The sequence below is a fragment of the Pseudomonas sp. PDM13 genome (assembly GCF_025685765.1).
Lineage (GTDB): Bacteria > Pseudomonadota > Gammaproteobacteria > Pseudomonadales > Pseudomonadaceae > Metapseudomonas > Metapseudomonas solani.
In genome coordinates this window covers 46,543-72,796 of the sequence record NZ_JAOTQU010000028.1, presented here as the reverse complement: position 1 = coordinate 72,796, position 26,254 = coordinate 46,543, and the positions used below count along the sequence as shown (strand labels likewise).

Here is a 26,254-nt window from a genome sequence, read left to right as displayed (position 1 = left end):
AACCATATGACCGCTGGCGCCTCGGGCTTCCCGTTTCAGGCTGCCAGCTGCTTTCAAGAGGCTTAACACTGTGGCACTGACGATTCTCGGCCTTTCTGGCGCCCTCAGCCATGACCCCTCCGCCGCGCTCTACATCGACGGCAAGCTGATCGCGGCCGCCGAAGAAGAGCGCTTCGTGCGCGACAAGCACGCGAAGAACCGCATGCCCTACGAATCGGCCAAGTTCTGCCTGGAGCAGGCCGGCATCAAGCCTTCCGACGTCGATGTGGTGGCCATTCCCTTCGCCCCCATCAGCCTGTTCGGCAAGGCCCGCTGGCAGTACGCCAAGCGCTACTGGTACGCACCGGACCGCGCCCTCGACGCGATCCTCATGGGCAACCGCCGCTACAAGCGCTATCGCAACAAGATCGTCTGGTGCCTGGAGCAACTGGGCTTCGACGCCAAGAAAGTGAAGATCGAGCCGGTGGAGCACCACCTGGCCCACGCCTCCAGCGCCTACCACTGCTCCGGCTTCAAGGAGAAGACCGCGATCCTCGGGATCGACGGCAAGGGCGAGTACGCCACCACCTTCTTCGGCTGGGGCGAGAACGGCAAGATCCACAAGATCAAGGAATTCTTCGACCCGGATTCCCTGGGCGGCCTCTATGGCGCGATCACCGAATACCTCGGCTTCGAGATGCTCGACGGCGAGTTCAAGGTCATGGGCATGGCGCCCTACGGTGACGCCGCCAAGTACGATTTCTCCCGCCTGGCCAAGTTCGAGAATGGCGAGCTGGTGATCAACACCGAATACGCCAACGTCATCGGCTTCCGTCGCTACAAGGAAAACGGCAAGGGCTACTACTTCTCGCCCAAGCTGATCGAGTGGCTCGGTCCGAAACGCCAGGGCGACATCGCCGACGACCCCTACATCCACTACGCCGCCAGCATGCAGGCCCTGTTCGAGAAGCTGGCGCTGGAGATGATGGAGTACTACCTCGGCGACATCCTCCGCGAGACCGGCAAGATCGCCTTCGCCGGCGGCTGCGCGCTGAACGTCAAGCTGAACCAGAAGATCATCGCCCGCCCGGACGTGAAGGAGCTGTTCGTGCAGCCCGCCTCCGGTGACGCCGGCACCGCTGTTGGCGCCGCCGCCTACATCTCGCACAAGCGCGGCGTGCCGGTGGAGAAGATGGAGCACGTCTACCTCGGCCCGGCCTTCTCCAACGAGGACGTCATCGCCGCCTGCGCCAAGCACCCGAACAAGCCGGTGTTCAAACGCATCGAAAACACCCCGCAGCGCATCGCCAGTATCATGGTCGCCGGCAACCCGGTGGCCTGGTTCCAGGGCCGCATGGAGTTCGGCCCGCGCGCTCTGGGCGGTCGCTCCATCATCGGCTGCCCGAGCATCCCCGGCGTCGCCGACCGCATCAACGAACAGATCAAGTTCCGCGAGCGCTGGAGGCCCTTCTGCCCGTCGATGCTCGACACCGTTGCACCGCAGATGCTCAAGGTCGACCACCCGAGCCCGTTCATGACCTTCACCTTCGAGGTCAATGACGAGTGGAAGGAGCGCGTCTCCGAGGTGGTGCACGAGGACGGCACTTCCCGCGCCCAGGTGCTGGAGCGCCGCCACAACCCGCGCTGGTACGACCTGATGAAGGAACTGGAGAACCTCACCGGCAACGGCGTCTCCCTGAACACCTCCCTCAACCGTCGCGGCGAACCGATGATCTGCTCGCCCACCGACGCGCTGAACATGTTCTACGGCTCTGACCTGCAGTACCTGATCATGGAGGACGTGCTGGTCGTCAAGGATGGCGTGGATTGGTATGACAATGTCGGCTAGTCCGCTGCTCAGCGTCATCATTCCGGCGTACAACTACGCCAGGGTGCTGCCGCGAGCGGTCGAGTCGGTGCTATCGCAGGCCGACGCTGATGTGGAACTCTGGGTCGTCGACGACGGCTCCAGCGACGACACCCCGGCTGTATTCGAAGCACTGGCGACTCGCTATGGCGATCGCTTCCAAGGGGTTCGTCAGGAAAACGCCGGCCCCTCCGCTGCGCGTAATCATGGCGTGCGCCTTGCGAGTGGCCGTTTCGTACTGCTGCTGGATGCCGACGACGAGTTGGCTCCGGGCGTGCTGCCCGAGCTTTGCGAGCAGTTGCGTGGACACTCCGATACCGGTCTATGGCTGGCTGGGCACGTAGCGGTCCAGCCCGATGGCCGCGAGCGCGAGCACCCTGCCTCCGAGGTGCCCGGCGACCTGCATCGACGCCTGTCAGCCTACCTGTTGGACAAGACCATCGCCATCAGCCACGGCGCCTGTGTATTCAGGCGCGACCTCTTGCTCCAGCGCCCCTATCCGGAACACCTGCGACACAGCGAAGATATCCCCGTGTTCGCCTACGCCCTGGCCCAAGGCCCGGTGCGATGCCTGGACTTCCCCCTCGCGCGCATCCACAAGCACCCTGGCAGCCTGCGACACAACGCCGAGGCGGCGCGGAAGGTGGATCTGAGACTGGTGGATGAGGTATTCGGCAGCCTGCCCGCTGCGGGACAAGGGTTGCGTCATCGCTACAAGGCGCAGCGCTGCCTGTCGTTGTTTCGGACTTGTCTCTTGGCCGATGATCATGACGGCGCAAGACTTTACTACAAGCATGCTTTGCGTACGGATTGGCGGGTGATATTCAAGTTCTCTTATACCCGCAAGGCGCTGCGCTTGTGGTTGAGATATTAAGAAGAGTTCAGTATGAGCCAACGTCGCACCAAGGTTCTGCAACTGCAGAATTATTACAACGTCAATGAATCCGATTTGGCTGAGCAGATCATTCAAGCTCTTCCCCCCGAGCGCTACGAGGTCACTACCGCGTTCCTGCGTGGTCGGCCTGGCCCGGGGCAGTTATCAAGTAAAGCGGAGCGCTCCGTATATTTCGGCTATAGCAAATCGGCAACCAGTGGGCTGCGATTGCGCGCCCTGTGGGCGTTATATAAGCACTGCCGCGCCGAGCGATATGATGTGGTGATTGCACATCGTTTCAAGCCGGTAAATATGATGATGCTGCTCAACCTTTGGCTGCGGATTCGAGTTTGTATCGGCGTTGCTCATGGCTTTGGCGAGTATGATCGGCCCTTTCGATGCTGGGTCGCACGCCAACTTGTTACGCCCGCCTGGCGCCTGATCGGCGTATCTCGTGCGGTGTGCGACTATTTGATCGGCTCCGGGGCCGGGTTCACTAAGTCGAATACGCGGCAGATCAACAACGCTATAGATATAGCTCGTGCCGAAAGCCTTCAGCATTCGAGCGTGAAGGCTCGGGAAATGCTTGGTTTGCCGAGTGACGTCTTTGTATTTGGTGCGATTGGTCGATTGGTGCCAGTGAAGGGGCATATTTATCTGTTGCATGCGTTTGCAAAGATTAAAAATGAAAATCCCCAGGCGTTACTGGTGATAATCGGTGAGGGGCGGGCTCGTCTGGAGCTCGAGGCCGCCATTGAGGAACTTGAGTTACAGGGGCGTGCGTTGCTCGTGGGGGCCAAAGATGATGCCCTGCAATATGTGCGAGCCTTTGATGCTTTCGTCATGCCGTCGCTCAGCGAAGGCCTGCCTCTGGCGTTATTGGAGGCCATGAGCGGTCGATTGCCCGTCATTGGGTCGGATATAAGCAGCTTGAAACCCATTCTGGAGGAGTGCGGTGGAAGGATGTTCGCTTCCAGGGATGTCGAGGGCCTAGCAAGGCAGCTTGGGGCACTCCTTGCTCTCGACGCTGTGGATCGGCGTGGAGAAGGCGCTGCTGCATACGATTATCTGTGCCTTGAGCACGACATAAACAAGTTTCGTCAGCAATACAGGGATGTGTTGAGTGAGTTCGATGTTGGTGTTCACGGTGCGTGAGCTTTTCAAATCACGGAACAGGGCGGCACTCATGCTGCCGGGTGTTGCGTGCCTCCTTGTTGGGATATTTCTTCCAACCAGCAAAAGTTATCATCAGGCTTTGATAGTGTTGCTCTGGCTTCCAGGCTTGTTCCTGCTTTGGAGCGAGAGGGAGGCATTGAGGAGCCTTGCCAAGTGCACGTTGATCCACGCAGTGACAGTGTTCTTGGTGTGGTCGCTGGTAACCAGTCTCTGGGCTTCTGACGGGCAAGGACTCCAGGAGGGGAAGTACCTCTTCTTTATCATGCTTACTCTTTGGGGGATGTTCTTGATTGGGTCGCTCCCGCAGCATGTCTTGTTCAACCTGCTTTGGTATTCATCAATTATTGCGTCGTTATTTGCGGGCTATTATTGGTTCAGGTTTTACTTGGTCAATGGCATGCCTTGGGAGGAAAGGCTGTCCGGAGTGGGCCAGCTGAGTCACTCGATACTGGCTGCCCATGTTTTCGGCTTCTTTACCATGGTGCTTTATGGCCTTCGGCCGCGCGGTATTCGGCAAGTCATTCTGTGGGGGGCAGCGCTATCGATGCTCTTCATTTATCTCCTTTTTGCGCAAAGCAAGGGAGTGTGGGTGGCGGTAATGTTTTCCTTGGTGTTGACTCCCATATGGGGGCGCTGGCTGCTCTATAAGTACGTGGCTGTCATCTGTGTGGTGGCAGTCGTGGCGCTGTATGGTTTTGTCCCTGAGTTAATTACTCAGCGCGGGATGTCATACAGGCCAGAATTGTTTTCTGCTGGGGTTGAAATGTGGAAGCAGAGCGGTTTCCTGTTAGGGACGGGGCTGGGGGATCATTACTCACTCTTTCTGGAGAGCATTCCGGCAGCCTTTGATCATCCGCATAATTTTTATTTGAGTGTCGCTATCCAGGTTGGATTGGTTGGGCTGATCTTCTGGGGGATGGTCTGGGGAGGGGTTGTTGGTCACGCTTGGTTTGCCCGTCAGCTTTTTTTAAGGCGTGTTATTTTGGGCGTGTGGGTTTTCTCGACGGTTTCGCTATTGTCGGACGGTTTCAACGTCTGGGACAAACCCCGTGAGATATGGTTTTTGACCTGGGTGCCCGTAGGGCTGATGCTGATGCTGTGGCGGTCACAGGCAGTGAGTGATAAGGCGAGTCCAGAGTGACGGAGAGTAATTGGAGCTTTCTCTAACCAGCACCTCGCTTTCTGGCTTCAGATGAGGCTGTTGTTTAAGTAGCGAGATCCATCTTAGGGTGGCGTATTTTTTCGAGTGCGGTGCGAGTTCAAGGAAATCGACGAGTTTTTGCATCAACGGTAAATAGTCGTTGAACGCCTGCAGAGAAATGGTTTTCTTGTTTCTCCATATCTCATAATGAACATCTATCTGCTCTTGGGTTGCCGGTATGGCGTTGCGGTTGAATTGTTTGAGGAAGATGGCTTTCAGGCTGCTTTCATTTTTGTTTATATGAATCTGAGATGCCTGCAGATCATGGGTTCGGTACTTCAGTAGCGCCTTGGGAATGTTGCATAAGCGGGCCTGTGGGTTGCTGAGAAGCAGGGACAGGAAAAAGTCGTAGTCCTCCGCAAATACCAGGCTTTCGTCATATCGTGAGTTTCCAATGATGCTCTTTCGTATCATTGCGCTAGGGTTGGATATGGTTCTCCCCAAGAAAAGGTAGTTGTCTCTGAGCTCTGAGTTTCCTGTCGGGTATTTAACTTTTCTCTTGTTTCGCCCGAACGTAGTCATCCAGCTGCCGCAGAGATCAATTTTTTCATTTTCCATGGCTCTGATTTGTGCCTGGAAACGGTCGGGATGGCATATATCATCAGCGTCCATGAGCGCGACGTAGTCACCTTCACAGGCTTCGAGTCCCAGGTTTCTTGCCGACGACACGCCCCCATTCTCTTTGGATATGATCTGGATTCTGCTATCGGACCGTCCATGTCTTTCAAGCACTTCAAGTGAGCGGTCATTTGAACCATCGTTGATGGCGATTATTTGGTCGGGGCTTCTGCTCTGCTGGAGCAGGGAGTTAACGGTTTCGTCTAAATAGGGGGCCGCGTTGTAGATGGGGAGGATTACGCTGAGTGTGCTCACTGGCTTTGCTCTTGCTGAACGTGTGTCTTGTTCGTCTCGTGAAGCAGCTTGTTCAATAGCTCCGTAAAGTGCTGCTTATCATTGTGGGGTAGGTTTTGGCAGTATCCATCGACTAAGTGTGCGCTGCCTAAGGCCAGTGCTGCGATATCCTTCCTGTATCTGAAGAGGTGCTGAAAATTACGCTTCCGCATGCCTGCGCTCAGCGGGTGTGCGGATATCTTCATGTCCGCTATATCTATCAGTCCGAATGAATCATCTTCGCACGCGACGATATTTCCGAGGTGTAAAGAGCGGAAGTACACGCCCGCGTCATGAAGTCCGGCAATGAAACTGCCAAGGGCGTGGCAGGTGTCTTCAATCTCTTTGCATTCCAAGTTCTGTAACACCTGGCGGAGTGTCGAGCCAGGTAGCGGCCAGTAGTGCACAGCTGTTCGCTTGATACTTTTGATTCTGTATGTCGCTATGATTTTAGGGCACGGTATATGCAGCTCGGTTAGCTGGCTGGCATTCGCGGCGAATCTTTCTGCGTAGGGCCGATACAACTCAGACGTGACCAGGCGCTTTCGGCGAAATAGCTTCAGGAAGCTTCCGTCTGAAAGTTCTAGAACTTTTTCTCCGCAGTGATCTTCCTCAATCAATAGGGCGTTCTGGCGAAGCGAAAGAAATTGTTTGTTTGAGAGAGGGGTCATCATCGGTATGGCTCTACTTGCTGGTCGGGGCAGTCTACCCGAATATCGCGAAGTGGTCAGATGGCTATGTTAAACTGCCGGGCTATCAGAGCCTTGGGTAATTTGAATGAGCGAAAATAAGCTGAGTCTTGGTGAGCCTTCTAGCCTCAAGATCTACCTGCGGCTGCTGAGCTACGTCCGTCCTTATATCTGGCAGTTCGTGCTGAGCATCGTCGGCTTCGTGATCTTCGCCACCACCCAGCCGATGCTGGGGGCGATCCTCCAGTATTTCGTCGATGGCCTCAACGACCCGAGCGTGGTGCTATTCCCCAATGTGCCGGTGCTGCGCGACCTTCAGCTGCTGCAGATGGTGCCGCTGTTGATCGTGCTGATCGCCGCCTGGCAGGGGGTCGGTTCGTTCCTCGGCAACTACTACCTGGCCAAGGTTTCCCTCGGTCTGGTGCATGACCTGCGTGTTGCGCTGTTCAACAACCTGCTGGTACTGCCAAATCGCTATTTCGACAACCACAACTCCGGGCACCTGATCTCGCGCATCACCTTCAACGTCACCATGGTGACGGGGGCTGCGACCGATGCGATCAAGGTAGTGATCCGTGAGGGCATGACGGTGGTCTGCCTGTTCGCCTACCTGCTGTGGATGAACTGGAAGCTGACCCTGGTGATGGTGGCGATACTGCCCCTGATCGCCTTAATGGTGACTACAGCCAGCCGCAAGTTCCGCAAGCAGAGCAAGAAGATCCAGGTGGCCATGGGCGATGTAACCCACGTGGCTTCCGAAACAATCCAGGGCTATCGCGTGGTGCGCAGCTTCGGTGGTGAGCCTTATGAGGAGGCGCGCTTCTTCGATGCCAGCCAGAGCAATACCGACAAGCAGTTGCGCATGACCAAGACCGGCGCCATTTACACGCCGATGCTGCAACTGGTGATCTTCAGCGCCATGGCCGTGCTGATGTTCCTCGTGTTGTTCCTGCGTGGTGATGCGTCGGCCGGTGAGCTGGTGGCCTACATCACCGTGGCCGGCATGCTGCCCAAACCCATCCGTCAGCTGTCGGAAGTCAGCTCCACGGTGCAGAAGGGGGTGGCTGGTGCCGAAAGCATCTTCGAACAGCTGGATGAGGTGCCGGAGACGGATACCGGTTCCGTCGAGCGCGAGCGGGTCGTCGGCCGGCTAGAGGTGCGGGACCTGAGCTTCCGCTACCCCGGTACCGAGAAGGCCGTTCTGGACAGCATCAGTTTCACCGCCGAGCCAGGGCAGATGATCGCCCTGGTGGGGCGCTCGGGTAGCGGCAAGTCCACGCTGGCCAACCTGATCCCGCGTTTCTACCAGCACAGCGAAGGTCAGATCCTTCTCGACGGTGTCGAGGTCCAGGACTACCGGCTGCGCAACCTGCGCCGGCACATCGCACTGGTCACCCAGCAGGTCAACCTGTTCAACGACTCGGTGGCCAACAACATCGCCTATGGCGACCTTGCCGGCGCGCCGCGCGCGGATATCGAGCAGGCGGCCGAGGCGGCCTATGCCAGCGAGTTCATCGAGAAGCTGCCTCACGGCCTGGATACCGATGTCGGCGAGAACGGCGTGCTGCTGTCCGGCGGCCAGCGCCAGCGCCTGGCGATCGCCCGGGCGTTGCTGAAGAACGCACCGCTGCTGGTGCTGGACGAAGCTACCTCGGCGCTGGACAACGAATCCGAGCGCCACATCCAGAAGGCGCTGGACCGGGTGATGGATGGCCGCACGACGCTGGTCATTGCCCACCGCCTCTCCACCATCGAGAAGGCCGACCTGATCCTGGTCATGGACCAGGGCCGTATCGTCGAGCGTGGCAACCATGCCGAGCTGATCGCCCTGGATGGTTATTACGCGCGGTTGCACGCCAACCAGTTCGCCGAGGACAAGGTCCAGACGGCGGAGCGCGACTGAATCCTTGATGTGTCTGAGATGAAGCGTCCATTCCCAGGGACCGAGCCGTGCTGAACCTGATACGCGCCTGCCGTGAGCGCGGTTGGCGTTCCTTGAGTGCCGCCGACTACGCTGCCGTCTGGTTGCGTTTCGGCGGCAGCCTGATGACCCATCCGGATGTGGTGGAGCGCCTGTCCGCGATGGCGGGTATTCCCGTGCGTTACCTCGGCTGGTTCGAGGGTGACGAGCCGGTGGCCGCGATCCCTACCTGGGGCCGTTATCTCGCGTTGTCGCGAGATGTGCTCAAGCGTGCCGGCAAGCGCCACCTGTTCGACCTCGGTAACGCCGAGGTCATCCTGCCGGCGCGCCCTGATAGCGGCGCCGTCCTACGTCACCGCAGCAGTTACCTGGGTGAGCCCAACCACCGCAGCTTGCTAGGATTGCGCCTGCAGAGAGAGTCGCTGGCGCTGTGCCGTGCTCCCGAAGAGTTTTCCAAGAAATTCCGCTATAACCAGCGCCGCGAACTGCGCCTGCTGGAGGAGGCGGGCGGCACCTTGCGCCCGGTCGCGGAACTCAGCGTTGGCGAGTTGGCCACTATTTATACCGACCTGTTCGAGCGCCGCTGGGGGTTCGCTGTGCCCGGCAAGGGGCATCTGGAGGAGGTGTTCGGGCTGCTCCGGGAGTTCCTCAGCGGCAGCCTGATAATGCTGGAGGGAGCGCCCATCGCCGTTCAGGTGGTGTACAGGGTGGAATCTCCAGAATGGATCAGCGCCGAGTACATCAACGGTGGCGTCGATCCACAAAGTCGGGACTTCAGCCCGGGTAGCGTTCTCAGCTTCGTCAATACGCAGGCCGCCTGGGAGGATGCCCGGGCCAGAGGCAAGGCCCTGCGTTATTCGTTCGGGCGCGCGGATGTGGAATACAAGGATCGTTGGTGCAACAAGGTTCCCGTCTTTCGGGTGTGAGTGAATGGAAACACGCAAGCAGCTGCTCCTGCGCCGTCATCGGCGCCATAAGCGTTTGTTCATGTTCGGCGCCCTGCTGGTGTTGGTGGCGCTGGACTGGTTCGGTTCCTGGAGCACCACGCCGGTGCTTCTCGTGCTCGGCTGGATAGCCCACGAAGCCTGGTTCGCCGACCACCTGTTCTACTCCCCGCGCGACGACTATCACTACCGTTTCCCGGCTGGCATCGAGCCGCTGCCGGTGCGCCTGGTGGACGGGCGCGTCGAGGCGGCAGCCGGAGAACTGCCGGTGGGCGTCGATACCCTGATGCTGGAGGTCAATATCCGCAGCGGCTGGCTTGGCCGCTGGCTGGACCCCCACATACTGATCGACTGCGGCGAGTGCACCGATCGCCAGGATTTCGAGCGCGGGGTGAATGGGCGCCGCTACCTCAATCTTTCCGGGGCCCAGGCCGCGCTCGCCGCTGGGACCCTGCGTCTGCGCGGGCGCTTCTGCCGCCTGGCTCCCGGCGCTTCGCTCTATGCCTTCAGCAACCCCGACTACGCCAAGCAGAAGGTGCTGGTCATCGCGCCCCATGCGGACGATGCCGAGCTGGCGGCCTTCGGCCTCTACAGCCGCTGCAGCGATGTGCATATCGTCACCCTGACCCAGGGCGAGATCGAGGCCCAGGTGTATCGCCGCCTGGGCTTGGACAGCGCTGCTGCCGCCCGCCTGAAAGGCCGCCTGCGCAGCTGGAGCAGCCTGGCGGTACCGCTCTGGGGCGGCGTGCCGGCCACCCGCTGCCTGCAGCTCGGCTACTACTGCCTGCGCCTGGAGGCCATGGAGGCTGAGCCGGAGCGTGCCTTCGCCTCGCTGGAGTCGGGTGAGACGGACATCCGCAGCGTGCGCCGCTTCAATGCTCTGGCTCTGCCCGGCGACCTCGACGGCGCATCGAGCTGGCGCAACCTGGTGGGCGACCTGGCGGCGCTGCTGGCACGCCTGCAGCCCGACGTGGTGGTGGTGCCGCATCCGCAGCTCGATCCACACCCGGACCATATCCAGGCCAGTCGCGCCCTCGACCAGGCTATCGAGCAGAGTGGCTGGACCCCTTCCGTGCAGCTGCTCTACGCCAACCACCTGGTGGACAACGACCGCTGGCCCATGGGCCCGGCGGGTGGCGGCATCGCCCTGCCACCCTGCATCGATCCGCTGCCGGCGGATGCCCTGTGGAGCCCCGTGCTCTGTGAACAGGCACGCCTGGACAAGGCCCAGGCGCTGGCCATGCAGCACGACCTGCAGGTGCCGCTGTCGTTCAAGAAGCGCCTGCGCCGGACCATCCAGTGGCTGCTCGCCGCACGGCGCTGGCCGGAGAGTGGCGAGGACGACTTCTTCCGCAAGGCAGTACGCCGCCACGAGCTTTTCTGGGTGAGACGCCTTTCCGATTGACGGCCTCCGGCGACGGGGCGGGTCAGCTGCTATGTTATGATCCGCGCCGTTTTTCCATGCTCCTGGAGTCTTCATGAAGCTCACCATGCCCCGTTTCGATCTGGCCCCCGTTCTGGTGGTGGGCGATGTCATGCTCGACCGTTATTGGCATGGCGGCACCTCGCGTATCTCCCCTGAAGCGCCGGTGCCCGTGGTACGTGTCGACCAGATCGAGGATCGCCCGGGCGGTGCCGCCAACGTGGCGCTGAACATCGCCGCCCTCGGCGCGCCGGCTGCCCTGGTGGGCGTGACCGGTGAGGACGAGGCCGCTGCCAGCCTGCTTGCCAGCCTCGGTGCTGCCGGCGTCGACGCGCGCTTCCAGCGCATCCCCTCGCAGCCGACCATCGTCAAGCTGCGGGTCATGAGCCGCCACCAGCAACTGCTGCGCATGGACTTCGAAGAGCCCTTCGAGACCGATGCCGAAGCGCTGGCCGCCGAGGTCGAGCGCCTGCTCTCCGGGGTCAAGGTGCTGGTGCTTTCCGACTACGGCAAGGGCGCGCTGAAGAACCACCAGGCGCTGATCCAGGCCGCCCGTCGCAAGGGCATCCCGGTGCTGGCCGACCCCAAGGGCAAGGATTTCGGCATCTACCGCGGTGCCAGCCTGATCACCCCCAATCTCAACGAGTTCGAAACCATAGTCGGGCGTTGCACCGACGAGGCCGACCTCGTCGCCAAGGGCGCGCAGCTGATGCGCGACCTGGACCTCGGCGCCCTTCTGGTGACCCGTGGCGAACACGGCATGACCCTGCTGCGCCCGGACCAGCCCGCCCTGCACCTGCCGGCCCGTGCCCGCGAGGTGTTCGACGTCACCGGCGCCGGCGACACCGTGATTTCCACCCTGGCCGCCAGCCTGGCTGCCGGCGAGGACCTGCCCCAGGCCGTCGCCCTGGCCAACCTGGCCGCTGGCATCGTGGTCGGCAAGCTGGGTACCGCCGCCATCAGCGCACCCGAGCTGCGCCGCGCGGTGCAGCGCGAGCAGGGCTCCGAGCGCGGTGTGCTCAGCCTGGACCAGCTGCTGCTGGCCATCGAGGACGCCCGCGCCCACGGCGAGAAGATCGTCTTCACCAACGGCTGCTTCGACATCCTCCATGCCGGCCACGTGACCTACCTCGAGCAGGCCCGTGCCCAGGGCGACCGCCTGGTGCTGGCGGTCAACGACGACGCCTCGGTCAGCCGCCTCAAGGGCCCCGGCCGGCCGATCAACTCGGTGGACCGGCGCATGGCCGTGCTCGCCGGCCTCGGTGCCGTCGACTGGGTGGTGAGCTTCAGCGAAGACACCCCCGAGCGCCTGCTGGGCCAAGTCAAGCCGGACATCCTGGTCAAGGGTGGCGACTACGGTATCGAGCAGGTAGTAGGCGCTGACATCGTCAAGGCCTACGGCGGCGAAGTGCGCGTGCTCGGCCTGGTGGAGAACAGCTCCACCACCGCCATCGTCGAGAAGATCCGCAGCCGTTGATCCTCCCGCCGGGTGGGTGGCCGTCGTGCCACTCGCCCGCGTCCCGTCGGTCATAGGCGTGCCCATTCGCGGCGCGCATCATCGAGGCATCCTCACCCCGCGTGGAGCGAGATGCCCATGAGTACCGATGCACAGGGACGCGCCCTGTCCGTGCTGAACCGCGTCGCCCAGGCCGATTGGCCGGACCGGTTCAAGCTACGCAAACCCTTCGAGAAACTTCTCTACACCGGCAGCCGTGCCGGCTTCCAGATGGTCGCCGAGCGTTCCGGCAAGGCTGCCAAGAAGCCGCGTGCGGCCGACCCGGATGCGCTGTTCGACCTGTCCCTGTCCGACGAGCAGCAGATGATCCGCGAGATGCTCCAGGGTTTCGCCCTGGAGGTGCTGCGCCCGGCCGCCCATGACGCCGACGCCCGTGGCGCCATCCCCGCCGAGTTGCTCAACCAGGCCCTGGAGCTGGGCCTTGCCCACTATGGCGTGGGTGAGGTGCACGGCGGCATGGCCGGTGAGCGCACCGTCATCAGCAACGCGCTGATCGCCGAGGCCCTGGGGCAGGGCGACCTGTCCCTGGCCGCCTCTCTGCTGGTGCCACTTTCCGCCGCCAACTGCATCCGTCGTTCCGCCTCGCCCGAACAGCAGGCCCGCTGGCTGCCGGCCTTCGTCGGTGAGGAGCGCCCGCCGCTGGTAGCCATCGCCGTCAGCGAGCCGGGGTTGCTGGCCGATCCCCATCGCCTGGCCACCAAGGCGCGGCGCAAGGGCAAGCACTACCAGCTGTCCGGTGAGAAGAGCCTGGTGCTCGAAGGGCTCAACGCCAGCCAGCTGATCGTCGCGGCGGAAGCCGAAGACGGCCCGGCCCTGTTCCTCGTGGAGGGCGGTGCCAAGGGGCTGGAACGCCAGGCCGAGCCCGGCATGGGGCTGAAGGCCTGCTCCACCGCACGGGTGCAGCTCAAGGGCGTCAAGGTGCCGCTGGAGAACCGTCTGGCCGCGGCCGATTTCGACTACCAACGCTTCCTCGACCTCACCACCCTGGGCTGGTGCGCTCTGGCCCTGGGCACCGGGCAGGCGGCGCTGGATTACGTGGTTACCTACTGCAACGAGCGTGTCGCCTTCGGCGAGCCCATCAGCCACCGCCAGGGCGTCGCCTTCATGGTCTCGGACATCGCCATCGAACTCGACGCCATGCGCATGATGGTCTGGCGTGCCTGTGCCCGGGCCGAGCGCGGCGAGCCGTTCCAGCGCGAGGCCTACCTGGCGCGGCTGCTGTGCGCCGAGAAGGCGATGAAGATCGGCACCGATGCGGTGCAGCTGCTCGGTGGCCATGGTTTCACCAAGGAACACCCGGCCGAGCGCTGGTACCGAGACCTGCGTGCCGTGGCGATCATGGCCGGTGGCCTCCATCTGTGAGAACCGGTTTTGATCGGCTGCGCGTCGGATCTGCGGCGTTAAACACCGGCTCGAAATGCTCATTTACAGCACGTAAGTTGCGCTTTCTCGCCGGTCTTTGCCTTGCATGTCTCTAGCTCGCACGATCAAAAGCTGGTCCTGAGGACTTTGCGATGAACCTTGAAACCCCGAAGAAATTCCGTGGCCTGGCCAACCAGGCGCACCAGGTGGCGGCCAACTATTTCCGCCCCATCTCGCGCAAGTACGACAAGGCCGAGCACGCCTATCCCAAGGAACTGGACCTGCTGGCTGCGCTGCTGGACGGCATGAACGCCGGCTCCCCCGACGCCGTCGGTGCCACCTCCGCCAGCAAACGCGGCAGCGGCCAGGTGGAGGAGGGCGTGCGCAACGGCGGCAACCTCTCGGCACTGCTGGGCGTGATCGAACTCTGCTGGGGCGACGTCGGCCTGTTGCTGGGCATGCCGCGCCAGGGGCTGGGCAATGCCGCCATCGCCGCGGTGGCCAACGAGGAGCAGCTCAAGCGCTTCGGCAGCACCTGGGCGGCCATGGCCATCACCGAGCCGGGTTGCGGCTCCGACTCCGCGGCCATCCGCACCACGGCGGTGAAGGATGGCGACCACTACGTGCTCAATGGCGAGAAGATCTTCGTAACCTCCGGCGAGCGCGCCGATGCGGTGGTGGTCTGGGCGACCCTGGACAAGAACCTGGGCCGCGCGGCGATCAAATCCTTCGTGGTGGAGAAGGGCACGCCCGGCATGAGCGTCACCCGCCTGGAGAAGAAGCTCGGCATCAAGGCCTCGGACACCGCGTCCATCAGCTTCAGCGATTGCCGGGTGCCGGCGGCCAACCTGTTGGGCAATGCCGAGATCGATGTGCAGAAGGGCTTCGCCGGGGTCATGGAGACCTTCGACAATACCCGCCCGCTGGTGGCCGGCATGGCAATAGGCGTGGCCAAGGCCTCCCTGGACCGCACCCGTGAGCTGCTGAAGAAGGCCGGCTGCAAGTTCGACTACCGCAAGCCGCTGCTCAGCGTCAGCCATGTGGAGGCGACCCTCTACCGCCTGGAAGCCGAATGGGAGGCTGCGCGCCTGCTGACCCTCAAGGCTGCGTGGATGGCGGACAACAAGCTGCCCAACTCCAAGGAGGCCTCCATCGCCAAGGCCAAGGCCGGGCGCGTGGCCAACGAGGTGACGCTCAAGTGCGTCGAGCTGGTCGGCGCCCTCGGCTACGGCGAGGACGAGCTGCTGGAGAAGTGGGCGCGGGATTCGAAGATCCTCGACATCTTCGAGGGGACCCAGCAGATCCAGCTGCTGATCATCGCCCGTCGCCTGCTGGGCAAGAGCTCAAGCGAACTCAAGTGATTCTGTTGTAGTGCCCGATTGACCCCGCCTCGGCGGGGTTCTTTTTTTGGGCGCCGTGCCCGCCAGGGGCTTCAGCACGCCAGGCGCTTGGCCTGCTCGGCGGTGCCGACGCGGGCCAGCCAGTCCTTCCAGCGGATGCGCTCATCGCGCACCAGCCAGCCGTCCTGCTCGGCGAAGCTTTCCGACAGCCAGATGCCCCGGGTGCTGGCGGGCTTGAGCTCGCCATTGCGCAGGGTCAGCAGTTCACCGGTGGGCTTGCCGTGGTCGCGGGCCAGCAAGTAGATGTCCGGGCGGCGACGCTCCAGCGCGGCCACCAGCTCGCCGTCGCGCAGGCTCTCATCGACGTGGAAGAAGCTCAGCTGGCGGGCGTCGCGGGGCAGCTCCAGGCTCATGTCGTACACCAGCTGCAGCGAGGCGGTGGGCAGGTGCACATAGGCGCGGGGGCGCTCCAGCAGGGTCAGGCTGCCGCTTTGTACCGGGCGTGCGGCGCCGGACAGCGGGCTCAGGCGGAAGTGGCTGGCCTCCCGGTAATGCAGCTGGCGCTGGTAGGGCGTGGGCAGCCAGGTATCGGCGAAGCGCCCGCCGAGCCAGCCTTCGGGCGTCTCGATCAGGCATTCCTCGGCCACTTCCTGGATGGCGGTGAGCAGCGGCAGGTTGAGCTCATGGGCCGGCACGTAGCCGGAGATCAGCTTGAGCACGGTATCGCCGCGGTCCAACCGGCGCTGGCGCACCAGCACCCAGTATTCGCGGCCCTGCAGCTCCAGGGTCAGGCGCACGGAGACGCCCAGGTTGGCCAGCTCGACAGCGAAACGCTGGCTGTCGGCGATCTCCACCGGACGCCGGCGGCGTTCGAGCATCTGGGTGAAGTTCAGCGGCAGCCCCAGGGCCTGGTAGGCCAGGCCATCGGCATTGGCCTCGACATGGAGGGGCAGGGTCTTGAACGCCCCCGGGTCTTTACGGGCGAGTATTCGCGGCATGTCGGCTCCTTCTTGCGTCGGGGTCGGCCGCAGTTGCGGCGCTCTAGGGACGGCCTTTCAGCACCTCGGCGGCCGTCGTGACATTGTGGGACAGGTGCAGCGGATTGATGGTTCCGATGATGGCGCTGCCGACGCCCGGGTGGCCGAAGATCAGCTCGAAGCTCGCCTTCACCGGGTCGACGCCGGCTCCCACGCAGGCATGGCCGCTGGCCAGGCCCTTCTTGATCAGGATGCCCTTGGCGTGACTGGCAGCATAGTCCAGCACCGGCTTCTCGCCCTGCTCGGCGAGGTTGTAGGTGACCATGGCGCAGTCGCCGCGCTCCAGCGCCAGCAGGCCGCCTGCCACGGTCTTGCCGGAGAGGCCGAAGGCGCGGATCTTGCCCTCGCGCTTGAGCTCGGCGAGCGTCTCGTAGGCGCCGCTGTCCTGCAGGATGCGCAGGTCGTCGCCGTCGGAATGCAGCAGCAGCAGGTCGATGTAATCGGTCTCCAGGCGCTTGAGGCTGCGCTCCACCGAGCGGCGCGTGTGCGCCGGGCTGAAGTCGTGGCTGGACTGGCCCGCCTCGAACTCCTCGCCGCTCTTGCTGACGATCACCCAGTCCTGGCGCTGGCCGCGCAGCAGCGGGCCGAGGCGTTCCTCGCTGCGGCCATAGGCCGGCGCGGTGTCGATCAGGTTGATGCCCAGCTCGCGGGCCAGGCCAATCAGGCGGCCGGCTTCGTCGTCATCGGGGATGGTGAAGCCGGACGGGTATTTGACGCCCTGGTCGCGGCCCAGCTTGACGGTGCCCAGGCCCAGCGGCGAGACCACCAGGCCGGTGTCGCCCAGGGGGCGGTGCAGGTGATGCAGGCTGCTCTGGCTCACAGCAGTTCCTCCCATACCGGTTGCGCCAGGTTCGGGCGCGGCAGTTCGGGCAGGGGCGGCTGCTGTGTCGGTTGCACCCCGTCGCGCTCCAGGGCGGCGATCACCCGGTCGGCGAAGTCCGGGGCCAGCGCCAGCTTGGTCGGCCAGCCCACCAGCAGGCGGCCCTGGTCGGCGAGGAAGGCGTTGTCCGGGCGCACCAGGCCGGATTGGCTCGGTTCGGCGCGGTCCACCCGCAGGGTCGCCCACTGGGCCGCGGAAAGGTCGATCCAGGGCAGCAGGTCGCGCAGTTCCTTCTCGGCGGCGGCGATCTGCTCGGCTTCGTTGCGCGCCACGCCATCGGCTTCGGCGATGTCGCCGCCCAGGTACCAGACCCACTGGCCATCGGCGGCAGGGTGGGTGGTGACGGTGACGCGCGGCTTGGGGCCGCCACCGAGGCAGTGGGCGTAGAGCGGCTTCAGGCTGGGCGCCTTGACCATCACCATGTGCAGCGGGCGGCGTTGCATGCCGGGCTGCTGGATGCCCAGGGCTTGCAGCAGCGCCTCGTTACCGGCGCCGGCACTGAGCACGATGCGCTGGGCGCGGATGGCGCGGCCATCGACCACCAGGCCGACCAGCTCGTCACCCTCGCGCAACGGTTCGATGGTGTGCCCGGCCAGCAGGCCATCGCCGGCGAGGTCCGCCAGGCGCTGGATCAGGCTCGGCACGTCGAGCACCAGTTCGGCGAGGCGATAGACCTTGCCCTTGAATTTCGGGTGTTGCAGCGCCGGCGGCAGGGCCTCGCCCTTGACCTGGTCGACGCGGCCGCGCACCGCCTTGCTGGCGAAAAAGCTGGTGATGTTGCCGGCCAGCGAGCCGGGCGACCACAGGTAATGGGCGTCGGACAGCAGGCGCACCGGGCGCAGGTCTAGCTCGCCGTCACCGGCCAGGGCCTCGCGCCAGCGGCGGGGCATGTCGGCGATGGCTTCCGAGGCGCCGGTCAGCGCGCCATGCAGGGCGTACTTGGCGCCGCCGTGGATGATGCCCTGGGACTTCACGCTCTGGCCGCCGCCGAGGCTGGCGTTCTCCACCAGCAGGGTGGAGTAACCCTGGCTGCGCAGGCGTGCGGCGAGCCAGAGACCGGCGACGCCGCCGCCGACGATGAGGACGTCGGTGCTGAGAACCTGGGACATGGAAGCTGCCTCGAAGAAAACCGGCGCGCAGTATAACGCGCGCCGTGAGGCGGGGCCGACGTGGATCAGTGGCCGGTGCTGTTGGAGAACAGCTGGATCACCACCACGCCGGAGACGATCAGGCCCATGCCGAGCATGGCCGGGAGGTCCAGCTTCTGCTGGTAGAGGAAGACCGCGGCGATGCTCACCAGAACGATGCCCAGGCCCGCCCAGATCGCATAGGCGATGCCCACGGGAATGCTTTTCACCACCAGGCTAAGCATCCAGAAGGAGATGCTGTAGCCGATCACCACCAGCAGCAGCGGAACGGGTTTGCTGAAGCCGTCGAGGGCCTTCATCGAGGTGGTGGCGATCACTTCGGCGGTGATGGCGATGGCGAGGTACAGATAGCCGGTCATGATGGCCTCCTTTGAAATCAGGCTGCCGATTCTAGTCATCTGGATGATGGGATAAAGTGATTACCTATCTGAATAGGAGATAGGTCATGCAGTGGAACCTGGAGCAGATCCGCCTGTTCGTCAGCGTTGCCGAGGGCCACTCGTTCTCCTCGGCGGCGCGCCAGCTCAACCGCGTGCAGTCGGCGGTCAGCAGCGCCATCGCCCTGCTGGAGGCGGATCTCGGCGTCACCTTGTTCGAGCGCAGCAGCGGGCGCCAGCCACGCCTGACGGCTGCCGGCAGCACCCTGCTGGAGGAGGCGCGGGAAGTGTTGCGCCAGTGCGAGCGCCTGGAGGGCCGAGCGCTGGGGCTGGTGCGCGGTGAGGAGGTGCGCCTGCGCCTGGCCCAGGACGAAGCCATGCCCTACCAGCCGGTGCTCGACAGCCTGGAGGCCCTGGCCCAGGCCTTCCCCCTGCTGGAGGTGCAACTGGCCAGCGGTGCCCAGGGCGATGTGGCGCGCAAGCTGCTGGAGCGCCGCGCCGACCTGGGCCTGCTGTTCCACCATGAGCAGATGCCCGAGGCACTGGAGCGCCAGCGCCTGGGCACCATCGAGATGGTCACCGTGTGTGGCGTCGGCCATCCCCTGGCGGGCGTCGGCCATGTCGACCGCCGCGAGCTGGCCCGTCATCGCCAGTTGCTGATGGCGCCCCAGGACAGCCGCTACCCCGGCGGCGAGCAGCTCAGCCCGTCGATCTGGCGCACCGACAGCTTCTACACCATGGCCGAGCTGCTGATGCGCAACCTCGGCTGGGCCTGGCTGCCACGCCACGTGGTGCAGTACCCGACCTACCAGAACCAGCTGGTGGAGCTGAGCAGCGACTGGACGCCGCCGCCGCTGGTGGTGGAGCTGGTGTGCCGCCGCGACGAGGCGCTGGGCCCGGCGGCGCTGTGGCTGGCCGACTGCTTCGCCGAGCACCTCAAGGCCGTCGGCTGATCCCGGGCCCGTGCTCTGATAAGCTCCGCGCCCATGAATCGCACCCTCTATACCCTGCTGTTCCACCTCGGCCTGCCCCTCATCGCCCTGCGCCTGGCCTGGCGGGCCTGGCGCGCGCCGGCCTATGCCCGGCGCATCGCCGAGCGCTTCGCCTTCGGCCTGCCGCCCCTGCAACCGGGCGGCATCTGGGTCCATGCGGTATCCGTGGGCGAGAGCATCGCCGCGGCGCCGATGATCCGCGCCCTGCGCGAACGCCACCCGCAACTGCCGATCACCGTCACCTGCATGACCCCCACCGGCTCCGAACGCATCCGCGCGATGTTCGGCGACCAGGTGCAGCACTGCTACCTGCCCTATGACCTGCCCTGGGCGGCGGCGCGCTTCCAGCGCCTGCTCAAGCCGAAGCTGGCGGTGATCATGGAAACCGAGCTGTGGCCCAACCATATCCACCAGTGCCACAAGCGCGGCGTGCCGGTTGTGCTGGCCAATGCGCGGTTGTCCGAGCGTTCCGCCCGTGGCTACGCACGCTTCCACAAGCTGACGGCGCCCATGCTCGCCGAGCTGAGCTGGCTCGCGGTGCAGACCGAAGCCGAGGCCGAGCGCTTCCGCACCCTCGGAGCCCGCCCCGAAGCGGTGACGGTGACCGGCTCGATCAAGTTCGACCTGCGCATCGACCCCGAGCTGCCCTTCCGCGCCGCCGACCTGCGCCAGCAATGGGCCGCCGAGCGACGCCCGGTCTGGATCGCCGCCAGCACCCACGCAGGGGAGGACGAGATCATCCTCGCCGCCCATCGCCAACTGCTGGCCGAACGCCCCGATGCGCTGCTGGTCCTGGTGCCCCGTCACCCGGAACGCTTCAACCCGGTATTCGAACTGTGCCGCCGCGAAGGTTTCGCTGCGGTGCGTCGCTCCACCGGCGAGCCGGTGACCGCCGCGACTTCGGTGCTGGTGGGCGACACCATGGGCGAGCTGCTGTTCCTCTTCGCCCTGGCCGACATCGCCTTCGTCGGTGGCAGCCTGGTGCCCAATGGCGGGCACAACCTGCTGGAGCCCGCGGCGCTGGGCAAGCCCGTGCTCAGCGGCCCGCACCTGTTCAACTTCCTCGATATCGCCGCGCAGCTGCGCGACAACGGCGCCCTGATCGAAGTGGCCGACGCCGAAGCGCTGCAGAGCGCCGTCGCCAGCCTCTGGCGCGACAGCGCCGCCGCGGCCCGCATGCACGATGCCGGGCTGGCGGTGCTGAGGGCCAACCAGGGCGCGCTGGAGCGGTTGCTCGCGGGGCTCGCCCGCCTGCTGGGGTGAGCCCGGGCCAGGCCCGCCTCAGAAGGTCGGCGGGGTGATGATCCAGAGGATCAGCGTGTCCTTGTCGCCGGGGTTGCCGTAGCGGTGGGGCTCCTGGCTGGAGAAGGCGAAGCTGTCGCCTTCACCCAGCAGGAAGTGGCGTTCGCCGACCCAGAGCTCGAATTCACCGCTGAGTACATAACCCGCTTCTTCGCCTTCGTGGCTGTAGCTCTCTTCGCTGTAGGTGCCCGGGGGGAATCGCGAGTGGAGGATTTCCAGCGAGCGGCTCGGCTGCGGGCTGAGCAGCTCGTCGGTGATGCCGTCGTCGTAGTGCAGGCTCATGCGGCTGTTCTTGCGCACCACATAGCCTTTGTCCGCTTCGGCGGTGGGGGCTTCGCTGGCGAAGAACCATTGGATGGTCACGCCCAGACTGCGGGCGATATTGAACAGCGCGGGGATCGAGGGATAGGCCAGGTTGCGTTCCAGCTGGCTGATGTAGCCGGCGGTCAGCGAACTCTGTTCGGCCAGCTCGGCGAGGGTCATGTCGCGGCGCTTGCGCAGGGCGCGGATGCGCGTACCGAGGAACTGGCTCTCGGGCGCATTGGCGGTGCCGGGCGGCGGCAGGCTGGGGCTCATGATCCCTCCGGTCCTTGGGGCTGGGCGGAGGGCTGGCCCTGCGCGAACGCGGCATTGTAAAGCAGGCGCGGGCCTGTCGCGCCCTAGATTTCCCAGGCCGCCTGCAACCCCTCGAATATGGCTTCCTCCGCCGTGCGTGCGGCCAGGCAATCACCGATGCGCTGGAAGGGCACCAGGCCTTCCAGGGTCGCCCCCAGCTCATCCAGCGGCTGGTGGCCCTGGCACAGCACCAGGGTATCCACGGCCTCGAACAGCATGGGTTCGCCGCTGGCGGTGTGCATCATGTAGACGGTGTCGTCATCGCAGCCATAGAGCCGTGCGTAAGGCGTGATGGGGATGCTGAGGCGGTGCAGCTCGCCCACCATCTGGTCGCGCACATAGAGGGGCAGGCTTTCGCCGCAGTGGGTGCCATTCACCGCCAGGCGCACCTGGTGGCCGTTGCGCGCCAGGTGCTCGGCGATGCCGGGGCCGATCCAGTCGCAGCGCCAGTCGGCGACCACCACCGAAGGGCCGAGCTGCACCTCGCCCCTCAGCACCTGCCAGGCATCCACCACCTGCAGCGCACCGCCGCGCTCGAAATCCGGCCAGTAAGGCGTGGCGCCCGTGGCGATGATCACCCGGTCCGGGCGCTCGCGCTCCACCAGGGCACGGTCGACGCGGGTGTTGCGCACCACCTTCACACCGGCCAGTTCCATTTCCCGCTGCAGGTTGGTGGCGGCACCGCCGAACTCACTGCGCCGGGGCAGCAATTGCGCCAGCAGTACCTGGCCGCCGAGCTGCGCAGCCGCTTCGAACAGGGTCACCTCATGGCCACGCTGCGCGGCCACGGCGGCGGCTTTCATGCCGGCCGGGCCGCCGCCGACCACCATGATCCGCTGCGCCCGCGTGGCCCTGGCCGGCTGGCCATAACGTAGCTCGCGGCCGGTTTCCGGGTGCTGGATGCAGGAGATCGGGTAGCCCTTGTGGAAGTGGCCGATGCAGGCCTGGTTGCAGGCGATGCAGGCGCGCACGTCCTCGACGCGGCCGTCGACGGTTTTCTCCGGCATCAGCGGGTCGCAGATCAGGGCGCGGGTCATGCCGCAGACATCGGCCTGGCCGTTGGCGATGATCTGCTCCGCTTCCTGGGGCTGGTTGATGCGCCCGGTGACGAACAGGGGGATGTGCAGTCGTGCCTTGAACCCGGCCGCAGTGGGGGCGAGGTAGGCTGCCGCGATGGCCATGGGCGGCGCGATGTGCACGGCGCCACCGAGGGAGGCGGAGGTACCGGCTACCAGGTGCACGTAGTCCAGTTCGCCTTCCAGGGCGAGCACGGCCTGCAGCGATTCATCCTCGCTGAGCCCCTGCGGATCGCGCTCGTCGGCGGAGATGCGCAGGCCGACGATGAAGTCCTCGCCGCCGGCCTGGCGAACGGCCGCCAGCACCTCGCGGAGAAAGCGCAGGCGCGCGTCGAGGTCGCCGTTGTAGCCGTCCTCGCGGTGGTTGACCCGGGGGTTGAGGAACTGGGCGGGCAGGTAGCCGTGGCTGGCCACCACTTCCACGCCATCGAGGCCGGCCTGGCGCAGACGGCGGGTGGCGGCGCCGTAGCCGGCGACTATCTCGTCGATCATCCGCTGGTCGAGTGCTCGGGGCATCACCCGGAAGCGCTCGTTGGGGCTGACCGAGGGCGCATAGGCCACCGCCAGCAGGCCACTGGCGGTCTCCATGATTTCCCGCCCGGGGTGGAACAGTTGCGACAGCACCAGGGTGCCGTGGGCCTGGCAGGCTTCGGCCAGTTCGCGGTAGCCCTCGATACAGGTGTCGTCGGTGGCCATCAGTACGTGCGAGGTGTAGCGGGCGCTGTCGTGCACACCGGCCACCTGCAGCACGATCAGCCCGACGCCGCCTTCGGCTCGGATGCGCTGGTAGGCGATCAGCGCGTCGTTGACCCGGTTGTCGGTGGGCAGGCTGGTGTCGTGGCCGCTGGACATGATGCGGTTCTTCAAGCGCTTGCCACGGATGTGCAGGGGTTCGAACAGGTGCGGGAAGGCGTGCATGGCAATCCTCGTCGGGGCTGCTGGAATTCTTATTAATCCATTACTGATTTACCCATAGTAAAAAATCAACTTGTTTTTTAACTGAGCGACAACTAGCGTGATGCGTGCCCCCTGACGGGCCATCCCTGCACAACAAGAACAATGGGAGAACCTCAATGCGACACGACTACTCTTCGCGCCCTTCGCGCGGCTTCTCGAACCTGCCTCTCATTACCCTGCTGGCCGCGCTGATTCCCGCTGTGGCGGCCCAGGGCGCACCCGACATGGTGGTGGTCGGCTACGGCGGTGACGGCCAGAAGGCCCAGGACGAGGCCTTCTTCAAACCCTTTGTGGCCGAGGACGGCAAGCCGCTGATCCAGAGCGAATACAACGGCGAAATGGCGCGCATCCGGGTGATGGCCGATACCGGCCACGTTGATTGGGACCTGGTGCAGATCGAAGGGCCGGACCTGGTTCGGGGCTGCGAAAGCGGGATGTTCGAGCGGTTGGACTGGCAACGCATGGGCGGCAGTGAGCGGCTGATCGAGGATGCCGCCCAGGAGTGCGGCTCGGCCGCGCTGGTGTGGGGTGTCGCCCTGGCCTATGACGCCGAACGGCTGAAGGCTGCGCCCACGTCCTGGGCCGATTTCTGGGACCTGGAGAAATTCCCTGGCAAGCGCGGGTTGCGCAAGCGTGCGGTGTACAACCTCGAGTTCGCCCTGCTGGCCGACGGCGTGCCGGTGGCCGACGTGTACAAGGTGCTCGCCAGCCCAGGCGGCGTGGACCGTGCTTTCGCCAAGCTCGACCAGATCAAGCCGCAGATCCAGTGGTGGGAGGCGGGCGCCCAGCCGACCCAGTGGCTCGCCGCCGGTGACGTGGTGATGACCTCGTCCTATTCCGGGCGCGTGGCGGCGGCCCACCAGGCCGGGCGCAACCTCGACCTGGTACTGCCGGGCAGCCTGTACGGCATGGACTACTGGGCGATCATCAAGGGCTCCCGGCATGCGCAGCAGGCCGAGCGGCTGATCGCCTTCGCCAACCGCAAGGCGCCGCAGCTGGAGTACATCCGCCGTATCCCCTACGGGCCGACCAACCGCGATGCCGCCGCCGCGCTGGACGCCGAACAGGCCCGCTGGATCCCGGTGACGCCCGATGCGCTGGCGGCGAGCCTGCCGATGGATGTGGAGTTCTGGGTTGATCATGGGGAGGAGCTGGAGGAACGTTTCAATGCCTGGGCGGTTCGCTGATAGGGTGCCCATTGCCCGGCCCACCTCGGCGGTGGGCCGCTTCCTCTTCGATCGACCCTGGAGCCTTCCATGACGCCGCTGCACGCCCCGCTGCCCCCTTCGTCCTGCTCCCCCGAGGAGCGCGCCCTGCGCCAGCAACTGGCCGCCTGCTACCGGCTGATCGCTCACTTCCGCATGACCGACCTGATCTTCACCCACATCTCGGTGCGGCTACCCGGGCCGGAGCATCACTTCCTGATCAACCCCTACGGGCTGATGTTCGACGAGATCCGCGCCGGCGACCTGGTGAAGATCGACCTGCAGGGCAAGGCGGTGGAGCCCACCCGCTACAAGGTCAACCCGGCGGGCTTCGTCATCCACAGCGCCATCCATGCCGCCCGCGAAGATGCCCAATGCGTGTTGCATACCCACACCCGTGCGGGCTGCGCCGTGGCCGCGCAGCCGGCGGGGCTGCTGCCGGTGAACCAGATTTCCATGGAGTTCTACGGCCGCGTCGCCTACCACGACTACGAAGGCGTGGCGCTCAACCTCGATGAGCAGAAGCGCCTGGTGGCGGACCTGGGCGACAAGCCGGTGATGATCCTGCGCAACCACGGCCTGCTCACCGTCGGCGAGACGCCGGCACAGGCCTTCCTGCGCATGTACTACCTGGAGAAGGCCTGCGACATCCAGGTGGCGGCCCAGGCCGGCGGCGAATTGCTGTTGCCGCCCCACGAGGTCTGTGAGCACACCCAGCGCCAGTTCAACGAGCCCGCGCAACCGGCCGGGGAGGGCGAGCTGACCGACCCGGATGCGATGGACCTGGCCTGGCAGGCGCTATTGAGGCTGCTGGAGCGGGTGGCGCCGGATTATCGGGATTGATCAGTCCTGGGCGGCGCGCCTGACCGTGTCGGCGATCCACTGGTTGATGCTCATGTCGGCCAGCGCGGCCTTGGTCGCGATGCTGGCGTGGACGTCCGGCTCGATGCGCAGGCTGAGTTTCCCCGAGTAGGGTTTCTGCGGTTCGCGCCCGAGCTTCGCGCAAGTGGCGAGGTAGTCCTCGACGGCTTCGCGGAAGGCTGCGCGCAGCTCCTGGACCGACTCGCCATGAAAGCCCACGACGTCGCGGATGCCGGCGATGTGGCCGATGAACAGGCTGTCTTCGTCGCTGTACTCGATGCGGGCGGAGTAGCCGTTGCAGTTCATCACGTTCATGGGGTCACTCCTGCTTGCTCGAGAAAGAGGCGGGCGTCGCGAACCTGGTAAGGCTTGGCTTCCTTCTTCGGATGCGGCCTGTGGAAGCTAGCGATCACGCCATTCAGCTCGAAGCGCACACGGGAACCGTTGCCTTCGATGGCTTGGGCGCCGAGGGCGAGAAAAAGCGATTCGATGCGGACCCATTCCAGTGTTCGAGCCGTGGGCGGGCGAAGATCGCTTCGAGGGTGCCGCGTTGTTTGCTGTTCATGGTATCAGGGTCTGATACCAGTCGCGGGCCGCCAATCGGCAGATGTGGATGGCGTT

The 26,254-nt window shown here is 64.6% G+C and carries 23 protein-coding genes and 1 pseudogene; 14 read left to right on the top strand and 10 right to left on the bottom strand.

Annotated features, from left to right (window positions below; translation table 11 throughout):
• Nucleotides 1-70: 70 nt before the first annotated feature.
• Genes OEJ36_RS24965 through OEJ36_RS24950 form a run of 4 tightly spaced genes read left to right on the top strand, consistent with a single transcriptional unit; the run spans nucleotide 71 to nucleotide 5,037 of the window.
• A complete protein-coding gene (locus OEJ36_RS24965) occupies nucleotides 71-1,828 on the top strand; it encodes a carbamoyltransferase (protein ID WP_043242298.1) in 1,758 nt (585 codons plus the stop codon).
• The gene (locus OEJ36_RS24960) at nucleotides 1,818-2,720 is read left to right on the top strand and encodes a glycosyltransferase family 2 protein (RefSeq protein WP_263403810.1); all 903 of its coding nucleotides are present in this window, start codon (nucleotides 1,818-1,820) and stop codon (nucleotides 2,718-2,720) included. Before OEJ36_RS24965 ends, OEJ36_RS24960 begins: the two co-directional genes overlap by 11 nt.
• 12 nt (nucleotides 2,721-2,732) lie before the next feature.
• Nucleotides 2,733-3,875 carry a glycosyltransferase gene (locus OEJ36_RS24955; protein WP_263403809.1) on the top strand — a complete coding sequence of 381 codons (1,143 nt, stop codon included), beginning with the start codon at nucleotides 2,733-2,735 and terminating at the stop codon, nucleotides 3,873-3,875.
• The gene (locus tag OEJ36_RS24950) at nucleotides 3,853-5,037 is read left to right on the top strand and encodes an O-antigen ligase family protein (protein ID WP_263403835.1); all 1,185 of its coding nucleotides are present in this window, start codon (nucleotides 3,853-3,855) and stop codon (nucleotides 5,035-5,037) included. The genes OEJ36_RS24955 and OEJ36_RS24950 overlap by 23 nt, the downstream gene beginning before the upstream one ends.
• Here the strand turns inward: OEJ36_RS24950 and OEJ36_RS24945 are convergent.
• Both OEJ36_RS24945 and OEJ36_RS24940 read right to left on the bottom strand, forming a co-directional pair.
• Nucleotides 5,002-5,970, bottom strand: a complete 969-nt coding sequence (locus OEJ36_RS24945; protein ID WP_263403808.1) for a glycosyltransferase family 2 protein — start codon at nucleotides 5,968-5,970, stop codon at nucleotides 5,002-5,004. The genes OEJ36_RS24950 and OEJ36_RS24945 overlap by 36 nt on opposite strands.
• A complete protein-coding gene (locus tag OEJ36_RS24940) occupies nucleotides 5,967-6,662 on the bottom strand; it encodes a toluene tolerance protein (protein ID WP_263403807.1) in 696 nt (231 codons plus the stop codon). The genes OEJ36_RS24945 and OEJ36_RS24940 overlap by 4 nt, the downstream gene beginning before the upstream one ends.
• Before the next feature lie 103 nt (nucleotides 6,663-6,765).
• Here OEJ36_RS24940 and msbA point away from each other — a divergent pair, with 103 nt between their 5' ends.
• From msbA to OEJ36_RS24910, 6 genes are all read left to right on the top strand, one after another.
• Nucleotides 6,766-8,580, top strand: coding sequence for a lipid A export permease/ATP-binding protein MsbA (gene msbA, locus OEJ36_RS24935; protein WP_263403806.1), 1,815 nt, complete (start codon nucleotides 6,766-6,768; stop codon nucleotides 8,578-8,580).
• Nucleotides 8,581-8,627: 47 nt separating this feature from the next.
• Nucleotides 8,628-9,524 (top strand): antimicrobial resistance protein Mig-14, encoded by an 897-nt coding sequence (locus OEJ36_RS24930; RefSeq protein WP_263403805.1) that lies wholly within the window; start codon nucleotides 8,628-8,630, stop codon nucleotides 9,522-9,524.
• Nucleotides 9,525-9,528: 4 nt separating this feature from the next.
• A complete protein-coding gene (locus tag OEJ36_RS24925; RefSeq protein WP_263403804.1) occupies nucleotides 9,529-10,947 on the top strand; it encodes a PIG-L deacetylase family protein in 1,419 nt (472 codons plus the stop codon).
• Between the two features lie 73 nt (nucleotides 10,948-11,020).
• On the top strand, nucleotides 11,021-12,442 hold the full coding sequence (gene hldE, locus OEJ36_RS24920) for a bifunctional D-glycero-beta-D-manno-heptose-7-phosphate kinase/D-glycero-beta-D-manno-heptose 1-phosphate adenylyltransferase HldE (RefSeq protein WP_263403803.1): 1,422 nt from the start codon (nucleotides 11,021-11,023) through the stop codon (nucleotides 12,440-12,442).
• A gap of 111 nt (nucleotides 12,443-12,553) precedes the next feature.
• Nucleotides 12,554-13,843, top strand: coding sequence for an acyl-CoA dehydrogenase family protein (locus OEJ36_RS24915; RefSeq protein WP_263403802.1), 1,290 nt, complete (start codon nucleotides 12,554-12,556; stop codon nucleotides 13,841-13,843).
• Nucleotides 13,844-13,995: 152 nt separating this feature from the next.
• Nucleotides 13,996-15,204: an acyl-CoA dehydrogenase family protein gene (locus OEJ36_RS24910; RefSeq protein WP_263403801.1), complete on the top strand. Its 1,209-nt coding sequence runs from the start codon at nucleotides 13,996-13,998 to the stop codon at nucleotides 15,202-15,204.
• A gap of 71 nt (nucleotides 15,205-15,275) precedes the next feature.
• Here OEJ36_RS24910 and OEJ36_RS24905 read toward each other — a convergent pair whose 3' ends face one another.
• From OEJ36_RS24905 to OEJ36_RS24890, 4 genes are all read right to left on the bottom strand, one after another.
• Nucleotides 15,276-16,181, bottom strand: a complete 906-nt coding sequence (locus OEJ36_RS24905; RefSeq protein ID WP_043242324.1) for a hypothetical protein — start codon at nucleotides 16,179-16,181, stop codon at nucleotides 15,276-15,278.
• A 43-nt stretch (nucleotides 16,182-16,224) separates the two neighbouring features.
• A complete protein-coding gene (locus OEJ36_RS24900) occupies nucleotides 16,225-17,055 on the bottom strand; it encodes an aldo/keto reductase (RefSeq protein ID WP_411861051.1) in 831 nt (276 codons plus the stop codon).
• Complete coding sequence (locus OEJ36_RS24895) at nucleotides 17,037-18,209, bottom strand: NAD(P)/FAD-dependent oxidoreductase (RefSeq protein ID WP_263403799.1); 1,173 nt, start codon at nucleotides 18,207-18,209, stop codon at nucleotides 17,037-17,039. Before OEJ36_RS24895 ends, OEJ36_RS24900 begins: the two co-directional genes overlap by 19 nt.
• A 65-nt stretch (nucleotides 18,210-18,274) precedes the next feature.
• Nucleotides 18,275-18,607: a DMT family transporter gene (locus OEJ36_RS24890; protein WP_021219791.1), complete on the bottom strand. Its 333-nt coding sequence runs from the start codon at nucleotides 18,605-18,607 to the stop codon at nucleotides 18,275-18,277.
• Nucleotides 18,608-18,693: 86 nt separating this feature from the next.
• On the opposite strand from OEJ36_RS24890, the gene OEJ36_RS24885 reads away from it, so the two are divergent.
• Nucleotides 18,694-19,578, top strand: a complete 885-nt coding sequence (locus OEJ36_RS24885) for a LysR family transcriptional regulator (protein ID WP_021219790.1) — start codon at nucleotides 18,694-18,696, stop codon at nucleotides 19,576-19,578.
• Between the two features lie 33 nt (nucleotides 19,579-19,611).
• Nucleotides 19,612-20,880, top strand: coding sequence for a lipid IV(A) 3-deoxy-D-manno-octulosonic acid transferase (gene waaA, locus OEJ36_RS24880; protein WP_263403798.1), 1,269 nt, complete (start codon nucleotides 19,612-19,614; stop codon nucleotides 20,878-20,880).
• Between the two features lie 18 nt (nucleotides 20,881-20,898).
• On the opposite strand, the gene OEJ36_RS24875 is transcribed toward waaA, so the two are convergent.
• Complete coding sequence (locus OEJ36_RS24875) at nucleotides 20,899-21,495, bottom strand: cupin domain-containing protein (protein ID WP_263403797.1); 597 nt, start codon at nucleotides 21,493-21,495, stop codon at nucleotides 20,899-20,901.
• A gap of 83 nt (nucleotides 21,496-21,578) precedes the next feature.
• Nucleotides 21,579-23,528, bottom strand: coding sequence for an FAD-dependent oxidoreductase (locus tag OEJ36_RS24870; protein WP_263403796.1), 1,950 nt, complete (start codon nucleotides 23,526-23,528; stop codon nucleotides 21,579-21,581).
• A 155-nt stretch (nucleotides 23,529-23,683) separates the two neighbouring features.
• On the opposite strand from OEJ36_RS24870, the gene OEJ36_RS24865 reads away from it, so the two are divergent.
• Nucleotides 23,684-24,754: an ABC transporter substrate-binding protein gene (locus OEJ36_RS24865; RefSeq protein ID WP_263403795.1), complete on the top strand. Its 1,071-nt coding sequence runs from the start codon at nucleotides 23,684-23,686 to the stop codon at nucleotides 24,752-24,754.
• Between the two features lie 69 nt (nucleotides 24,755-24,823).
• A complete protein-coding gene (locus OEJ36_RS24860; protein WP_263403794.1) occupies nucleotides 24,824-25,615 on the top strand; it encodes a class II aldolase/adducin family protein in 792 nt (263 codons plus the stop codon).
• Here OEJ36_RS24860 and OEJ36_RS24855 read toward each other — a convergent pair whose 3' ends face one another.
• Both OEJ36_RS24855 and OEJ36_RS30735 read right to left on the bottom strand, forming a co-directional pair.
• Nucleotides 25,616-25,948, bottom strand: a complete 333-nt coding sequence (locus OEJ36_RS24855) for a type II toxin-antitoxin system HicB family antitoxin (protein ID WP_263403793.1) — start codon at nucleotides 25,946-25,948, stop codon at nucleotides 25,616-25,618.
• Nucleotides 25,945-26,198: pseudogene (locus OEJ36_RS30735) on the bottom strand (type II toxin-antitoxin system HicA family toxin). Before OEJ36_RS30735 ends, OEJ36_RS24855 begins: the two are co-directional and overlap by 4 nt.
• Between the last annotated feature and the right edge of the window lie 56 nt (nucleotides 26,199-26,254).

Excerpts from the sequence above, each read along its gene's own strand:
- OEJ36_RS24910 (WP_263403801.1), top strand. The coding sequence starts at position 13,996 with ATGAACCTTGAAACCCCGAAGAAATTCCGTGGCCTGGCCAACCAGGCG.
- OEJ36_RS24925 (WP_263403804.1), top strand. The coding sequence starts at position 9,529 with ATGGAAACACGCAAGCAGCTGCTCCTGCGCCGTCATCGGCGCCATAAG.
- OEJ36_RS24855 (WP_263403793.1), bottom strand. The coding sequence starts at position 25,948 with ATGAACGTGATGAACTGCAACGGCTACTCCGCCCGCATCGAGTACAGC.
- OEJ36_RS24915 (WP_263403802.1), top strand. The coding sequence starts at position 12,554 with ATGCCCATGAGTACCGATGCACAGGGACGCGCCCTGTCCGTGCTGAAC.
- OEJ36_RS24950 (WP_263403835.1), top strand. The coding sequence starts at position 3,853 with ATGTTGGTGTTCACGGTGCGTGAGCTTTTCAAATCACGGAACAGGGCG.
- OEJ36_RS24875 (WP_263403797.1), bottom strand. The coding sequence starts at position 21,495 with ATGAGCCCCAGCCTGCCGCCGCCCGGCACCGCCAATGCGCCCGAGAGC.
- OEJ36_RS24865 (WP_263403795.1), top strand. The coding sequence starts at position 23,684 with ATGCGACACGACTACTCTTCGCGCCCTTCGCGCGGCTTCTCGAACCTG.
- OEJ36_RS24860 (WP_263403794.1), top strand. The coding sequence starts at position 24,824 with ATGACGCCGCTGCACGCCCCGCTGCCCCCTTCGTCCTGCTCCCCCGAG.
- OEJ36_RS24890 (WP_021219791.1), bottom strand. The coding sequence starts at position 18,607 with ATGACCGGCTATCTGTACCTCGCCATCGCCATCACCGCCGAAGTGATC.
- OEJ36_RS24870 (WP_263403796.1), bottom strand. The coding sequence starts at position 23,528 with ATGCACGCCTTCCCGCACCTGTTCGAACCCCTGCACATCCGTGGCAAG.
- OEJ36_RS24905 (WP_043242324.1), bottom strand. The coding sequence starts at position 16,181 with ATGCCGCGAATACTCGCCCGTAAAGACCCGGGGGCGTTCAAGACCCTG.
- OEJ36_RS24885 (WP_021219790.1), top strand. The coding sequence starts at position 18,694 with ATGCAGTGGAACCTGGAGCAGATCCGCCTGTTCGTCAGCGTTGCCGAG.
- OEJ36_RS24895 (WP_263403799.1), bottom strand. The coding sequence starts at position 18,209 with ATGTCCCAGGTTCTCAGCACCGACGTCCTCATCGTCGGCGGCGGCGTC.
- OEJ36_RS24900 (WP_411861051.1), bottom strand. The coding sequence starts at position 17,055 with ATGGGAGGAACTGCTGTGAGCCAGAGCAGCCTGCATCACCTGCACCGC.
- waaA (WP_263403798.1), top strand. The coding sequence starts at position 19,612 with ATGAATCGCACCCTCTATACCCTGCTGTTCCACCTCGGCCTGCCCCTC.
- OEJ36_RS24960 (WP_263403810.1), top strand. The coding sequence starts at position 1,818 with ATGTCGGCTAGTCCGCTGCTCAGCGTCATCATTCCGGCGTACAACTAC.
- msbA (WP_263403806.1), top strand. The coding sequence starts at position 6,766 with ATGAGCGAAAATAAGCTGAGTCTTGGTGAGCCTTCTAGCCTCAAGATC.
- OEJ36_RS24940 (WP_263403807.1), bottom strand. The coding sequence starts at position 6,662 with ATGATGACCCCTCTCTCAAACAAACAATTTCTTTCGCTTCGCCAGAAC.
- OEJ36_RS24955 (WP_263403809.1), top strand. The coding sequence starts at position 2,733 with ATGAGCCAACGTCGCACCAAGGTTCTGCAACTGCAGAATTATTACAAC.
- hldE (WP_263403803.1), top strand. The coding sequence starts at position 11,021 with ATGAAGCTCACCATGCCCCGTTTCGATCTGGCCCCCGTTCTGGTGGTG.